This is a genomic window from Sutcliffiella horikoshii (assembly GCF_020524325.1).
Taxonomy (GTDB): Bacteria; Bacillota; Bacilli; order Bacillales; family Bacillaceae_I; genus Sutcliffiella_A; species Sutcliffiella_A horikoshii_D.
Genome location: NZ_JAIVKY010000012.1, coordinates 32,011 through 46,783, shown reverse-complemented (window position 1 = coordinate 46,783; position 14,773 = coordinate 32,011). Strand labels below are relative to the sequence as shown.

Below are 14,773 nucleotides of genomic sequence, written 5' to 3'. Positions count from 1 at the left end.
AAAACACTATATTACTACGAAGTATGTCAGATTTCAACGGCTAGCCTAAGTGCATGAATGATCAGAATAATTAAAACTCTTATAGAATTACAAGTTGAATAGTGGTAGTATTTTACTATATTGAAAGTGTTTCGGATTTCGTTGGATTACTGGAGGAGGAAAACATGGGGGTAGTTTGGCAGATAACAAAGTCATTTTTGTTCTTTTTATTTATTGCATTTTTACTAATCTTGGCAGTCTTATTCCCAAGGCAGCCTGATATTGATGTTCAAGGAAGGGCTCAAACGTTGGAATACGGGTATGAATTTTCTTGGGCAGCATATCAACACAATATTTCTATATTCCTAAAGGATGTAAAAGACAATAACACCTTAGGTATGACCAGATATAATAAACCAGCTGAAGAGGAACTATGGCCACATTTAGGAAGAAGTCTGAAAGTAATTGTTTCCGCATGTGCCATAACGATTATCTTTGGAATATTAAAAGGAATTTTTGACTTTTATGATCGAAATAACGGGTGGAATGTTTTTGGAAAAGGGTTAACGTGGCTCATCCAATCTATACCAGATTTCTTTTTGATCCTCTGCTTACAATGGGTTATTATTTTTCATTTACCTTTCATAAAATTGTTTGGCCATTCGCATTGGTTTAGTTTCTTAATAGCAGGGGTGTTGGTTGCATTGTACCCAATGCTCTATGTTGCAAGAATCACATCAGCAACACTTGGAAACGAAAAAGGAAAACCTTATATTCAAGTGGCCCGGTCCAAAGGATTGTCAAAAGAGAAAGTGTTATGGAAGCATATGCTTAAAAATAGCCTCTATCCGATCATGTCCAATCTTCCGGCGGTCATGCTTTATTTATTATCCAATCTTCTAATCGTGGAATGGTTTTTGGATTACAGGGGCGCTGCCTATAGAATGTTTCAGGCACTGGATGTCAAAAGCTCGTTATCTGGGAGTATGCGCTATGTGAATGAATCTGGTCTTATTATCGGATTCGGTTTAAGTTTTATGATAATTGTATTTGCCGCGCAGGTCCTCTCCATCATATTTATGAAGAAACTTGAACCAAGGTAGGTGAACGAAAACGATGAAACGTAATTGGACATTGATCTTAGGAAGTAGCTTTTTTTTAATATTGGCCTTACTAACATTAATAGGTCCTTACCTTCCTTTTATAGATAATGAATTAGAGTCAAAACGAATCATTTTCACGGACTCTGGAGTGATAACCGCGCCATATGAACCTTCAAGCGATTTTCTTTTAGGTTCTGATAAAGAGGGAAGGGATCTATTAAGCATCATTGTGGTCGGGGCAAGAGAAACTCTTGGATTAATCTTAGCAGTTGCAGTATTACGCTATGTGATAGCAATACTTTTGGCATTAATGTCGGTAAATAAAAAGGGCCCATTCCATTGGATTCTTCAAGGCTGGAACCAAATGTTTTCTGCGTTGCCGGTCATCTTTTCTGCCATTATTCTTTTGAGCTTACCAATCATTTTTTTTCATGAACACCGCTTCTTCTGGGCAATTGTCATTTTGGCAGCAATTGAAGTGGGAAGGGTCGGGACAATCTTACAAAGTCATTTTCATATGATCAAGAAGACACCTTATGTGGAAGCCGGTATTACTGTCGGCGTACCTCCGCTCACTCTTTTTACCACGTATTATTTGCCTAATGCATTGCCTGACTTGGTGGTTCAGTTTTTCCTTGATATGGGGAGGATAGCACTGCTGATTGGACAGCTTGGAATTTTTAGTATTTTCATTACCCAGCAGTTTGTTCAGTTAAGCTATGGTTCCGGTATTATTGAGAACACAAGTTTGAATTGGGCGACGATGCTTGGTCAGGCAAGAGGAGATTTGTTACGTGCGTTCTGGATTCCCTTTTTCCCTGCACTGGCGCTTGCCTTCACTGTTCTCACGTTCAATGTATTGGGAGAAGGCCTCCGTAAACACTTTCACCGTTTAGAAGCATAGTACTTAGATTTCTAGCTTTAGCGGAAATCAACAGCGGTGTCATATAAATTACTTAGCTTGTCGAAAGTTCTCGACAGGCTTTTTTATATTCTTTAAAATAGGAGAAGTGTGCATTTAGAATTGTTAGGGGTTAAATGATGAATAAAACAAACATCTATAAATTGATTCCGGGTATATTACTTATCCTAATTATCTCAATAGCAGCCAAACTACTCGGCGCATTCTTCCCATCAATCGGTGGAGTACTATTCGCCTTACTAATCGGAATCATCATCCGGAACAGTATAGAACTTCATGAAAAATATAATATAGGAATAGCGGTAGTTGTTAAAAAGTGGCTTAAGGTAGCGATTATCTTTTTAGGTGCAACCTTAAGTATTGGCAGTATCCTTGATATTGGCGCTCAATCTATTCTAGTAATCCTGTTAGTGGTTACTGGAGGAATAGGCGTCACTTTATTAGTGGGTAAACTGATGAAAATAGATAAAATGTTAGCCTTATTGATTGGTGTAGGGACTAGTATTTGTGGGGCAACAGCCATTTCGGTGGTAAAAGGTGTAGTGCGAGCAAAAGAAGCAATCGTTGCATATGCCATTTCTACCATCTTCTTCTTTAATATTTTGGCAACGTTCCTTTATCCTGTTCTTGGGCAGTGGCTGCAGTTATCCGTTACGCAAATGGGGATATGGGCAGGTACATCGATTCATGACACTTCATCTGTAGTGGCGGTAGGATACTTGCTTGGGGATGAGGTGGGCGAAGTAGCGACAACAGTAAAGCTTGTACGCACCCTGTTTATCTTGCCTCTAGTACTTGCCATTTCATTTATTATGGTTCGCAGAAATGACAATACACAAAGTTTGAAAGGTGCCTTTCCGGTTTTTATCTTAGGCTTTTTATTCATGAGCGGAATGTATTCTACCGGTATGATCTCAGAAGCACTCAGCGGGTATATGGGGTCTCTTGCGAAATTCCTGATTGTTATGGTCATGGCAGGCGTAGGTCTTCAGGTTAGGTGGAAAAGCATTCGCAGTTTAGGATGGAAACCTTTTATAGCGGGTTTTATCGCTTCTGTATTTGTTGGAGTCACCAGTTTACTGTTTATCTTGTATATTTTGTAATCTCCATTATGATATTGCATCACGTTTATCGAGATAATCTGCGGTCTGTTCCAGCAGTTTAGTTCTTAATGAAGCAAGGTAGAACGTAGAAAGCATGGATGTAATATCCTGCCAGGACTCAAGCGTTGGACGGAAAACAATAAGTTTAGATACATGCAGTGTTTGTTTTCCTAAAAACAGTCGGTATCTTCGGCTATCTTCCGGCTCGGTTTCATCTAAAAATTCAATAATGATACTGTCATCTAATTCAATAATAGGATGGACTACGGCAAAGGCTTGCACGACAATCACCTTTTCCTTTTTTAGTGTCCATCCTTTCCATTATTAAAGCTTGATATACATGAAGTAACTACTATTTATCTCCATTAGATTTATGCAAACCTTTTAAAGAAGAGAGTACGTTTTGAAACGGTTGAGTTGACTTACTTGCTTCAAATTCTTGAAAAGGATCACCAAGTCTTTTTAACCTTTCCTGTACAGAGAATAGTGTAAATTCTTCTGGCCGTAAATCTTCTTTCACTTCCTTCCAATATAATGGTGTGGCGACTGTTGGTACATCATTCCCTCTTAATGAATAAGGAGCAATAATTGTTTTGCCTTCTGCGTGTTGCACATAATCCACATACACTCTATTTCCTCTATGTTTTTTTAAACGTTCTACTGTAAAGAGGGCAGGCTCTTTTGAAACTAAATAATGTGCAATGAACTCAGTGAATTGCCTTGTTTCTTGATAGGTGAATTTTCCTTCAGGTAAAGGGATATATACTTGAAGCCCTTTTCTTCCTGACGTTTTAATGAAGGACTGAAGTCCAAGTTGATCGAAAATTTCCTTCATCATCATTGCTCCTGTTATTGCGGTGGAAAAGTGTTCTTTGGATGGAGGGTCAAGATCAAAAACAATTTCACTTGGTTCACTTGTAAGAACAGTTTGAAAGGGCACATGAAATTCCAATGCAAGCTGATTGCCTAGCCAAATTAAGGTTTCCATATTGTTGCATAAAATAAAGTTAATGTCTTGATCAACATGAGTTTCCACAAATGAAGGTGCGTAATCAGGACTATTCTTCTGATAAAAACTTTCTCCAGACATACCATGTGGAAAACGGATGACTGTGATAGCTCGGTCCTTTAAGAATGGAAGTAAGTAAGGAGAGCAAAGAGATAGGAAATCAATATAGGCCTGTTTTGTCACCAATGGTTCTTCCCAAAGCGGTTTGTTTGGGTTGGTAATGGAAACAGAAGGCGGCAAAGGTGGATTCGATAAGTTCTCTGCGGTACACTCCTGTACATCGGTATCAAAGCGAAAACGCTTAAATTCCGGATGTCTAAGCTGACTCTGATATAATTCAAGATAAAATATCTCAACGCAGATCCCTGGCTTTACATAAACAAACTTTTCATCTTCTTTGTAACTGTTTTGCTTGATGACTCCAATCAATGCAGATCTCTCTTCAGAGGTTAGACCATGTGAGAACAGTCCAAGGTCCTGTACTGATTCACCTTTGAATACACCAATATGAAAGTAACCATTATCCTTTTGATAAGCAGTGATAAAACATGTTACCGTTTTATAGTTTTTTACTTTAATCCAATCTGTTGAGCGCTTGCCTAAGGTGTATGTACTGTTGATTTTTTTAGCAATTAATCCTTCCCCTTGTTCCAGCTTAATTTTGGCCCATAACTCCTCAGATTCCGTGGAAAATGGAATATACTGAAGTCTTGAACTGTTTTTCACAATTGGAGTAAGAGGCAATCCACTATGTTTGAAAAGCTGAAAGAGTTTTTCCTTTCGATCTGAGAATTTTGCCGTTTGCAGAACTTCTCCTTTAAGTTTCAGTAAATCAAAGGCTAAGAGGGTAGCGGGGTGCTCTTTGGACAGTGCGTTGATTTTTTCCTTCGTTTTCGTTCTGCCCCTTTTTTGTATCAATTGAAAATTACCCTTTCGTGGGGAAGTTAACACAACAAGTTCACAGTCTATAGTTAAAGGAAGCATTTGTTTCCAATGGTTGTTTAGGGTTAATTCTCTTAAGAAATGGACGATTTCGGGGAAGGAGGGGGAAAGTTCCGTTCCGCCTCTGCTTTGGAGATTGATGTTGTTGGTGTCTAAGGAGGCGATGCAACGAAATCCATCATATTTCACCTCATATACCCAATCATTCCCTTGAGGGGGATTTCGGTGAAGTGTGGGCAGCATCGGTTTGATCATGATATTATCTCCTTTCGTATCAATAATTCTTAGTTAAAAGAAAGCATCTAACTTATCAGCTAGATGCTTTCTTTTTTCTGGTTGTCCGCTTTTTAGGCTGGGCACTGGATGTTTTCTTTTCAGTAGCGTCCGCCTTTGTCTCGGTCTTTTTCTTAACGGTTTTACCACCCTGGTCTTTCGTTCGTTCGATACTTGCTTGTAATGCGCTCATTAAGTCCACAACATTCGTTTTATCTAAATCACTAGGAGTGGTGGTTCCTTCTTCTTTATTGATTTTTTCTTGTACAAGTCTAAGTACGTCTTCCCTGTAATCATCATGGTATTTTTCAGGATCGAATTCTGTAGTCAGTTGATCGATCAAGGTAATGGCAGTATCCAACTCTTTTTTATCCACTTCTTTTCTTTCTGGTACGCTAGGTACATCACCAACATTACGGACCTCGTCGGGATAATGCACCGTTTCCATTACAAGGCAATCCTTATAAACACGGACGATGGCAAGTTGCTGCTTGGAGCGGATAGTGATTTCAGCAACCCCAATTTTTTTGGAATCTTCCAACGCTTCCCGTAACAACGAGTAAGCCTTACTCCCATTCTCACCGGGTCCTAGAAAGTAGGAGCGGTTGAAATAGATGGGATCAATATCTTCGAGTTTTACAAAATCAATGATTTTTACACTTTTATCTTCATGTTCCTCTTTTAACTGTTTTAGTTCTTCATCAGTCAAAATGACATATTTTCCTTTTACATACTCATAACCTTTTACTAAGTCATCTTGTTCCACTTCTTTTTCACAGTTTGGACAGACTTTCTCGTATTTAATAGGACTATGGCATTCCTTATGCAATGTTCTTAGCTTAATGTCTTTATCTTCGGTGGCAGAATACATTTTTATCGGAATATTGACCAATCCGAAACTGATGGAACCTTTCCACATTGTGTGCATGCTATATCACCCGAATTATCTTAAAATTTTGACAAAAGCACTATTCAGGTGCTCTGATGTAGTTTATCCTTATTGTAGTGGATAAGTATGATAAATATTGGAAGGGGTGTCTTTAAGTGAATGGATATTTTTTTACTGGGTTTCCAGGGTTCATTTGCCAAGAACTTGTGCGTGAATTGTTAGAAACAAAAAAGGATGTCTATAATGTATTTCTATTAGTACTTCCGACTCAAAAAAGCGTTTCTGTGCCCATCATCCAATCCTATCAACTACAATTTCCGCAAACAAGGTTTCACCTTATTGAAGGGGATATTACACAATCAAATTTAAATATGAGTAGTGAAGACCAAAAACTTGTACAAAAAGAAACGAACTATGTCTATCATCTTGCAGCGATTTATGATTTAGCGGTAAAAAAAGAAATTGCCTATCAAGTGAATGTCAACGGAACAAAGCAAGTGGTTGAGTGGTTAAAGAATTTGCCAAATCTCGAGAGGTTCATCCATTTCAGTACTGCTTATATCGCTGGAAAAAGGGAAGGAAAGCTGCTGGAAACGGAATTGATACATGAGGCTTCGTTTAAAAATCATTATGAGGAAACAAAATATTTGGCGGAAATAATAGTGGATAGGAAAAAAGAACATTTACCAATTACGATTATTCGGCCTGGGATAGTAAAAGGCCATAGTCAAACAGGGGAAACAACGAAATTTGATGGTCCGTATCTAATGTTAAATTTTCTTCATTCCCTTCGTTTTTCACCTTTAATCCCTCATTTGGGTAAAGGAGAAGCAGAATTCAATGTTGTTCCAATTGATTATATTGTAAAAAGCACATGCTATCTGACACATGCAGAGAATGCGCTAGGTAAAACCCTCCATTTGACCAACCCTGAGCCGATTACAATAAGAGAAGCCTATACAGTTCTGATGGAAAAACTTCTTAAAAAGGCACCTACTGGATCGATTCCTCTGCCATTGGCCAAAACATTCCTTCGTGTTCCATCAGCGAGAAAGTGGCTGAAAGTGGAACGGGAGGCTCTGGATTATTTCACATGGAAAGGCAGCTTCGATTGCAGTGAAGCAAGACAGATACTTGATGAGGCTGAAATAAACTGCCCATCTTTCCATATAACAGCGGATATAATGGTAAAGTACTACAACGAACATAAATACGATCAGATGAAACACATTCATATATCATAAACCAACGCAATTGGAAGGACAGGTGTGATCCTCCTTAGGGGTCACACCTGTCCTTTCCTCCCGCGGGCGTCTGCGCGCCTTCCACTCCAATCAACCAAGGCCTTTATTATCCTAAAGATTTATATTGCGGAATTTACCCAGGTTAACTGAAAAAGCATATTTCGTTAGCTGTGGATTGGAGCGAATGGCGTAGACTCCAGCGGGGGAATAATGGTAGATTGAGACCCCGCAACGAAGTGAGGAGGCTCAAGCACCGTCCCGCGGAAAGCGAAGCCATTTGCGGATAGGAACAGCGGCGTTTAGCCAATCAACTAAAAATTATTAATTCTATGGGTCCAAGCGTTTATTTGCTGGTTCTTTTTATTATGGAACCATACCGAAACGAAAGAACTAGTTAAAAAATATAGTGGGTATTTCGAAGTATTCTAAAATTATTTTTTGTCTCTCCCCCGAAAAGAATGAAACATTCACGTAACATTTAAGTGACTAGTCAATGATTATTGGCCATAGCAATAAAGGAGGACAGGGAATAACGCTAAAAAAACGACTAAATGGACATATAAAGCAACAAATTAATGAAAGAAAAAAACCTCTGAATTTTCGGTTAATGGAATAATGTTACTTTTATTAACTTATTATTACAATCAGACCAGTCTTAACAGGTTTTTACATTGACATTTTATAGATAAAAGTACACCTTTATATATAGACAGGTGACTTTTTCTATAGATGAAAAAGCCTCCTTCTTAATACATGCTTATGAACTCATTTATTTATATAATATGTTAAAAGATAAGCAGGAGGAGAGGTGAAGCCGGTGCTGAGCCTACTTTTTAAATTCGGCAAACGACGCACAAAGACTCTTGAAGATGAAGTGCTGGAAATACAAGCTGGCAATATTCAACTACAAAATAATCTGATTAATAAATATAAACCTTTTATCGCTAAAGCAGTGTCATCCGTGTGTAAAAGGTATATAAGTGAAACGGATGACGAATTCAGTATCGGATTGATCGCCTTTAATGAAGCGATAGAAAAGTATTCCAAAGACAAAGGCAGCTCTTTGATTTCCTTTGCAGACCTGATCATTAAGCGCAGAGTTATCGACTATATAAGAAAAGAGAGCAAAAACTCTACCGTTACAATGTCTGAACAAGAAGTTGATCAAGACGATTATGCTTCAAACAAAATAGAAGCTACATTATCTGTAGAGGAATTCAATAAACAAATCGATCAAGAACATCGAAGAGAAGAGATCAAGTACTATCAAACGGTGTTAAATGAGTTTGGCCTTAGCTTTGCAGATCTTTTGGAATGCTCTCCAAAACATTCGGATGCAAGACAGAATGCCATAGAGGTTGCACACACTCTCGTTCAAAACCAAGACCTAAAAAACCATTTATTCGAAAAGAAAATGCTGCCAATGAAACAGTTGGAAGGCTTGGTCGATGTGAGTAGAAAAACAATAGAACGCAACCGAAAATACATTATTGCAGTTTCCATTATATTATCGGGGGATTATATATATTTGAAAGATTATTTAAAAGGGGCGATTAAGAGTGAAAAAAGGGATTGTGCTCGAAGTTCATGATGAACATGTCACCATTCTGACCCCTGAGGGTGAGTTTTTGAAATCGAGAAAACAAAAGGGGCAAGTAGATTTAGGGGAGGAAATCGTTTTTTTTCCTTTGCATAGGGCAGAGACCGCAAAAAAAGGGAGATTTGCTTCGGCTTTACGCGGAAAGTTGGCCATAATCAGTGTTATGACTGCTATCATATTGGCTCTGACTCTGTACCCTAGATATGCAAGTAACCAAGTGTATGCGTATGTTTCCGTTGACGTCAATCCAAGTATTGAACTGGGCATAAACAAAGATATGAAGGTTATTTCTATGGAAGCTTACAATAAAGAAGGCGAAGATATTATCAAGCAACTGAAAAATTGGGAGAAGCAAGATATCACAAGCGTCTCATCGCAAATATTTGACATTTTTCGCCAAAAAGGATTTCTTAATGAAGATAGTGAAGTTCTTATAGCTTCTGTATTATCTAATGAAACAAAATCTAGCTGGAAAACGTTGATGCAGAATAAAATAACAGCCATATCCCAAAAAGTTCAAGAGGATAAGATCAGTATTACTACATTGGAAACGACAATTGAAGACCGTTCGGAGGCTTTAAAAGAAGGTATTTCTCCGGGGAAATACATGGAAAAAGAACAAAAAACAGAATTGGTCGACAGTGAAGATACGTCCAAATCAGAACCTTTACCTACTATGCCTTTAAACCAAAAACCACTTGAAGTAAAGCATGCTAATGCAAAAGAAGAGAATAGTGGTCCGCCAAGCTTTGTAGAAATAAAGAAGAGCGAAAAAGAAGCGGAAAAAAAAGAGCGTAAGGATTGGCAGGATCAGAATAAAATAGAGAAAAAAGACCGACAAGAGGATTGGAAGAAGGAACAGGACGACCGGAAAAGAGAGAGAGAACAAGCGAAAGAAGATAGGAAAGAAAAAAGGGAAGATGAGCGGAAAGATAGGAAAGAAGAAGAAACAAAAGGAAAAAGGGAAGAAGAGCGAAAAGATAGGACAGAAAAAAGGGAAGAAGAGCAATCGGACAGGAAAGAAGAAAAAAAGGGGAATGGCAACAGGAACGACAGGTAACTTTTGTTGTTAAAAATATAATACTTCTAGCGTCTACATAAGAGGAACCCAGAGTATCTTACTCTGGGTTCTATCCATTCCTATTAAATTATTTACCATTCATCTGAGATTGTGCTTGTGCTACTAGGCGTTTAGTGATTTCTCCACCAACAGATCCATTGGAGCGTGCAGCAGTGTCAGAACCAAGGGATACACCAAATTCTTGTGCGATTTCGTATTTGATTTGGTCAAGAGCTTGCTCGATTCCAGGTACGAGTAATTTATTGCTACGTGCCATTTTTATCACTCCTTTTTATGTTCAGCTTTTCATTTGAAAGCTGTAAAGTTAGTATGAGATATTCTTTCTAATCAATACTGGAAAGTATTAGACAAATACTGTAATATAAGTGGGGATTAATATTGTTCTTCGCTTTTCTCCAATTTCAGAAATAAATTATTTTTTTTGTATGTGAAAGGGTATTTATGATTAAATTTAAAAGTTTTCTAAGTAAGAAAGTACATAGTTTGTCTCCAGCTCAGCTTATTGTGAGCTTTTATTTTATAGCTGTAGTAATTGCAGTTAGCCTACTTAGTCTGCCTATAGCAAGGTATGACGGTGTGGACTGGAGCTTTATTAATGCTCTTTTTACCGCAGTCAGTGCAGTTAGTGTCACGGGATTGACTGTATTGAATACAGTGGATACTTTTACAGTGCCTGGAATATTTATTTTGGCATTTGTTCTGCAATTTGGCGGTGTAGGGGTTATGGCGGTCGGAACCTTTATCTGGCTTATCCTAGGACGTAAAATTGGGCTGAAAGAGAGAAGGTTGATGATGATTGACCAAAATCAGTCCAACCTCTCAGGTATTGTAAAATTGATAAAACAAATTCTTGTTTTAATTCTCTCAATTGAATTATTGGGTGCACTCATTTTAGGAACGTATTTCTTGTCCTATTATGATACATGGCAGGAAGCCTTCTTTCATGGTTTCTTTGCCTCCGTAAGTGCCACTACTAATGGTGGATTTGATATAACAGGTCAATCACTTATCCCTTTTGCCAATGATTATTTTGTCCAATTCATTGTAATGCTCTTAATTACCGCTGGTGCAATCGGCTTTCCGGTTTTAGTAGAAGTAAAAGAATTCATCATGAATAAAAACGGAAGATTTCGCTTTTCTTTATTCACAAAAATTACAAGTATCACGTTTGCTTGTTTGATTACTTTAGGTGCACTGGCTATCATCATATTGGAATCTAACGCTTACTTTAAGGGGATGAGTTGGCACGAATCTTTGTTTTATGCGTTATTCCAGTCCGTAACTACAAGAAGTGGTGGGCTTGCTACCATGGATGTGAGTGATTTCGGTCTTTCCACACTTCTGGTAATGTGTGGACTCATGTTCATTGGTGCATCACCAAGCTCCGTTGGTGGTGGTATCAGAACGACGACATTCGCGTTGAATATTTTGTTTTTATTCCATTTTGCACGAGGGCATAAAAATATTAAAATTTTTGGAAGAGAAATACACGAAGAAGATATTATTAAGTCGCTGGTTGTTCTTCTTCTTGCTATACTCATTTGCTCCTCTGCGGTAATTATCCTGAGCGTCACCGAAGAGTTTGCTTTAATTCAGATCTTATTTGAAGTATGTTCTGCTTTCGGAACAACGGGGCTTTCAATGGGAATTACACCTGATTTATCTTCGGTTGGGAAGTTTATTATTATCTGCTTGATGTTCATCGGGCGAGTGGGATTGCTAACATTCCTATTCATCCTTGAAAGCAAACAAAAACCACCGAACTACCGTTACCCGGTAGAACGAGTTATTATCGGGTAAAATTAAAAAATCAATTTGAAAAAGAGACCTGAATTGGTCTCTTTTTTGATTGGTAATTATAAATGCCAGTTGATTTCCGTTTCAGGCGCTTCGCTTCCCCTTCTAAAGGTTTGAAAGGTCAAAAGGAGCTGATCTCTCCGACCGAACTGGCAGGGGAAATCCCCAAAAGGTAGTAGAGAGGACGCCTCTCTCCTCAAAACTCATCCAACGGAAATTATCAATTAGTCTCTGTCATAACTAACATCTTTGTCTTGATGTGTAAATGGGAAGCCTTGAGGTTTTTTGGATTTTTCAACGAGCTCCCTGTTTTCAGCAGAGTTCCATCCGATATCATTTGTTGGGTGGACCCATTGGTCACCAGCCATGATGGCGGGATCCATGTCGTCACTCCAGTTATTTAATGGGGATTCTTCAGAATTATATTTGCTGTCACCAATGACTACACCATGTTCGTTAACAAATGGCGGTTGCATTTTTATATTGGAGCCTTTGAAGGAAGGGGAGCTGATTTGATGCGGCATCGTTTCTTCCATATATGGGACTTCCAATGACTTATCTTTTTCTGACATTCCTTACACCTCCGGATTATATATAGTTTTAGCATTTCATTAAAATAAATAACTATGTACGAAGTAAGTTACAGAGTAGTTTTGATTGAGTTAAGAATGCGAAAAATAACAAAGGGGCAATCTAATTGCACGGGGGTGATGGCATTGGCAAAAAGGAAAGTTGCTCATGATGCAGCTAAAAATAATAACAAAACACCAAAAGAAAGCTTACCTGATACGGAATTCTCTGCTGCATATGATAAAGAAGATATGATCCGTGGAGCAAACCGTAATTCGAAACATGGCAGACAAGGAAAATAAGGGGGCTTATTAAAATGGATGCAAAAAAGAAAAAGCAAAAGCAGGCACATAGTTCGGAGCATGCTATCTCTCAAGACAGTTTAAACGAGGAATTTGGTCCTGAATTTGGCGACCCTAATGCTGCGAAAGCTTTTGAAAATGCAATAGAATCAAACAACAAAAAGAATAAAAAGAAAAACTGTTAGCTGAAATCAGCTAGCAGTTTTTCTTTTTTTCGAATCTAAAGGGTAAATTTCCGCTTTGTTTGTGTTTTGGTTGAAATAGACTAATACATAGCTTTCCTCTTCCATGATCTCACCATGATGAAGGTAATGTGCCAGATTAAATTGAAGACTTTCAATCATTGTATGTTTATATAGGTCTTTTTCGTTTAAGTTATGCGCAGAAAACTGATTACCTAATATTGCAGGATTTTCAATCACTTGCTTGTAAATACTGCTTCTATCTTCTTTTTCAAGGCGATCCTGCCACCAAGGTTTACGAGGCTTGAATTTCTGGTGACGTAGGTAATCGTATTTCATCATGCTTTCCACTACAGATACTGATAGAGCTTTTTCTTCTTGTAGGAAGGAATTTAGACGTTTATAAAGGTCTTCAAGTTGATGACCGATTCTGGACCAACCTTGTTTATCCCAATATGCGCCGAAATCTTGGAAGAAATCGAAAGGTGTTTCAAATACATGGGTAACCAAGTGCTCCACCGTGGCATCCATTCGATGATCGTTCCAGAACTTTTCAAGAACATCTTCTACTTGCTTAATTCGGATAATGTCATCAAAGCTTAAAATGTTATTTCCAAGGATTTCGTATGGTGCGTGGTCCATATAGATATAACCATGATCGTTCGAGCGAATCCTTAATCCGGTACCTCGCAACATTTTCAAGAAACCAAGTTGAAGCTCTTCAGGGCGAAGGGCAAATACATCATTAAATGTTTTCTTGAAAGAGTGGTAATCTTCTTCAGGCAACCCGGCAATCAAATCTAAGTGTTGATCAATTTTTCCGCCTTCTTTAACCATGGTGACAGTACGCGATAATTTGGCGAAGTTCTGTTTGCGCATCACAAGTTCATTGGTGGAATCATTGGTCGACTGTACACCTATTTCAAAGCGGAACAGTCCTGCAGGAGCTTCCTTGTTCAAGAATTCAATAACTTCCGGTCTCATGATGTCAGCTGTGATTTCAAATTGGAAAACGGTGCCCGGAAGATGTTCATCGATTAAGAAGCGGAACATTTCCATGGCATAGCTTCGACTGATGTTAAAGGTGCGGTCCACAAATTTAATCGTCTTTGCTCCATTGTTCATCAAGAAGCGAATATCTTCTTTTACTTTTTCCCTATCAAAGTAACGAACGCCTACTTCAATGGATGATAAACAGAACTGACAGCTAAAAGGACAGCCCCTGCTTGTTTCAAAGTATGTGACACGTTTGCCAAGTTGAGAGAGGTCCTCGTCAAATCTGTATGGAGATGGCAGTTCTTTTAAATCTACTTTATTTCGTTGAGCGGAGATTTTTTTGTCGTCTCCATCTCGATAAGCCAGCCCAGTGATGGACTCGAAGTTTCGTTCACCTTGCAGCTCTTGTAGCAGTTGCTTGAAAGTGATTTCACCTTCGCCGAGTACGATAAAATCAACATCCGTTAAGCGGTCAAGCCATTCACTCACATCATAGGTCACCTCTGGACCACCAAGAACGAGGATGAGCTCCGGGTTGATTTTCTTCAACATACTCATCACTTTGATTGTTTCTTCTATGTTCCAAATATAGCAGCTGAAACCAATGACATCCGGTTTCTTTTGGATGAGGTCAGATACAATATTCATAACAGGATCTTTAATCGTATATTCTACTAGATCTACTTTAAATTCCGGTTCTGCATAAGCTTTCAAATAGCGAATGGCAAGATTGGTATGGATATATTTCGCGTTTAATGTTGTGGCAATTATTTTCATTATA

At 38.4% G+C, this 14,773-nt stretch carries 15 protein-coding genes; 9 read left to right on the top strand and 6 right to left on the bottom strand.

Translation table 11 applies throughout. The features are described 5' to 3' along the window. Nucleotides 1-164 precede the first annotated feature (164 nt). The 3 genes from LC091_RS17685 (at nucleotide 165) to LC091_RS17675 (ending at nucleotide 3,107) form a co-directional block, all read left to right on the top strand. Nucleotides 165-1,082 (top strand): ABC transporter permease subunit, encoded by a 918-nt coding sequence (locus LC091_RS17685; RefSeq protein WP_226683350.1) that lies wholly within the window; start codon nucleotides 165-167, stop codon nucleotides 1,080-1,082. A gap of 13 nt (nucleotides 1,083-1,095) precedes the next feature. Then, entirely contained in the window at nucleotides 1,096-1,986 is an 891-nt protein-coding gene (locus tag LC091_RS17680; RefSeq protein ID WP_226683349.1) for an ABC transporter permease, read from the top strand. Nucleotides 1,987-2,120: 134 nt separating this feature from the next. Further along, nucleotides 2,121-3,107, top strand: coding sequence for a YeiH family protein (locus LC091_RS17675; protein WP_226683348.1), 987 nt, complete (start codon nucleotides 2,121-2,123; stop codon nucleotides 3,105-3,107). Nucleotides 3,108-3,113: 6 nt separating this feature from the next. On the opposite strand, the gene LC091_RS17670 is transcribed toward LC091_RS17675, so the two are convergent. The 3 genes from LC091_RS17670 to ku form a co-directional block, all read right to left on the bottom strand. Further along, a complete protein-coding gene (locus LC091_RS17670) occupies nucleotides 3,114-3,398 on the bottom strand; it encodes a hypothetical protein (protein ID WP_226683347.1) in 285 nt (94 codons plus the stop codon). Nucleotides 3,399-3,459: 61 nt separating this feature from the next. Further along, a complete protein-coding gene (locus tag LC091_RS17665) occupies nucleotides 3,460-5,313 on the bottom strand; it encodes a DNA ligase D (protein WP_226683346.1) in 1,854 nt (617 codons plus the stop codon). Nucleotides 5,314-5,368: 55 nt separating this feature from the next. After that, a complete protein-coding gene (ku, locus tag LC091_RS17660) occupies nucleotides 5,369-6,259 on the bottom strand; it encodes a non-homologous end joining protein Ku (protein WP_226683345.1) in 891 nt (296 codons plus the stop codon). A 116-nt stretch (nucleotides 6,260-6,375) separates the two neighbouring features. On the opposite strand from ku, the gene LC091_RS17655 reads away from it, so the two are divergent. The 3 genes from LC091_RS17655 (at nucleotide 6,376) to LC091_RS17645 (ending at nucleotide 10,124) form a co-directional block, all read left to right on the top strand. Then, the gene (locus LC091_RS17655) at nucleotides 6,376-7,464 is read left to right on the top strand and encodes an SDR family oxidoreductase (protein ID WP_226683344.1); all 1,089 of its coding nucleotides are present in this window, start codon (nucleotides 6,376-6,378) and stop codon (nucleotides 7,462-7,464) included. Nucleotides 7,465-8,272: 808 nt separating this feature from the next. After that, nucleotides 8,273-9,055: an RNA polymerase sigma factor SigI gene (sigI, locus tag LC091_RS17650; protein WP_226683343.1), complete on the top strand. Its 783-nt coding sequence runs from the start codon at nucleotides 8,273-8,275 to the stop codon at nucleotides 9,053-9,055. Then, entirely contained in the window at nucleotides 9,024-10,124 is a 1,101-nt protein-coding gene (locus LC091_RS17645; protein ID WP_226683342.1) for an anti-sigma-I factor RsgI family protein, read from the top strand. The genes sigI and LC091_RS17645 overlap by 32 nt, the downstream gene beginning before the upstream one ends. 88 nt (nucleotides 10,125-10,212) lie before the next feature. On the opposite strand, the gene LC091_RS17640 is transcribed toward LC091_RS17645, so the two are convergent. After that, complete coding sequence (locus LC091_RS17640) at nucleotides 10,213-10,401, bottom strand: alpha/beta-type small acid-soluble spore protein (RefSeq protein WP_088017762.1); 189 nt, start codon at nucleotides 10,399-10,401, stop codon at nucleotides 10,213-10,215. A 185-nt stretch (nucleotides 10,402-10,586) separates the two neighbouring features. Here LC091_RS17640 and LC091_RS17635 point away from each other — a divergent pair, with 185 nt between their 5' ends. Next, nucleotides 10,587-11,945 carry a TrkH family potassium uptake protein gene (locus tag LC091_RS17635; RefSeq protein ID WP_226683341.1) on the top strand — a complete coding sequence of 453 codons (1,359 nt, stop codon included), beginning with the start codon at nucleotides 10,587-10,589 and terminating at the stop codon, nucleotides 11,943-11,945. A 221-nt stretch (nucleotides 11,946-12,166) separates the two neighbouring features. Here LC091_RS17635 and LC091_RS17630 read toward each other — a convergent pair whose 3' ends face one another. Beyond that, nucleotides 12,167-12,514 carry a DUF3905 domain-containing protein gene (locus LC091_RS17630; RefSeq protein WP_226683340.1) on the bottom strand — a complete coding sequence of 116 codons (348 nt, stop codon included), beginning with the start codon at nucleotides 12,512-12,514 and terminating at the stop codon, nucleotides 12,167-12,169. A gap of 144 nt (nucleotides 12,515-12,658) precedes the next feature. Here LC091_RS17630 and LC091_RS17625 point away from each other — a divergent pair, with 144 nt between their 5' ends. Both LC091_RS17625 and LC091_RS17620 read left to right on the top strand, forming a co-directional pair. Beyond that, the gene (locus LC091_RS17625; RefSeq protein WP_169292837.1) at nucleotides 12,659-12,814 is read left to right on the top strand and encodes a hypothetical protein; all 156 of its coding nucleotides are present in this window, start codon (nucleotides 12,659-12,661) and stop codon (nucleotides 12,812-12,814) included. Nucleotides 12,815-12,828: 14 nt separating this feature from the next. Then, nucleotides 12,829-12,999 carry a hypothetical protein gene (locus LC091_RS17620; RefSeq protein ID WP_226683339.1) on the top strand — a complete coding sequence of 57 codons (171 nt, stop codon included), beginning with the start codon at nucleotides 12,829-12,831 and terminating at the stop codon, nucleotides 12,997-12,999. A 6-nt stretch (nucleotides 13,000-13,005) separates the two neighbouring features. On the opposite strand, the gene LC091_RS17615 is transcribed toward LC091_RS17620, so the two are convergent. Next, nucleotides 13,006-14,769, bottom strand: a complete 1,764-nt coding sequence (locus LC091_RS17615) for a B12-binding domain-containing radical SAM protein (RefSeq protein ID WP_226683338.1) — start codon at nucleotides 14,767-14,769, stop codon at nucleotides 13,006-13,008. Between the last annotated feature and the right edge of the window lie 4 nt (nucleotides 14,770-14,773).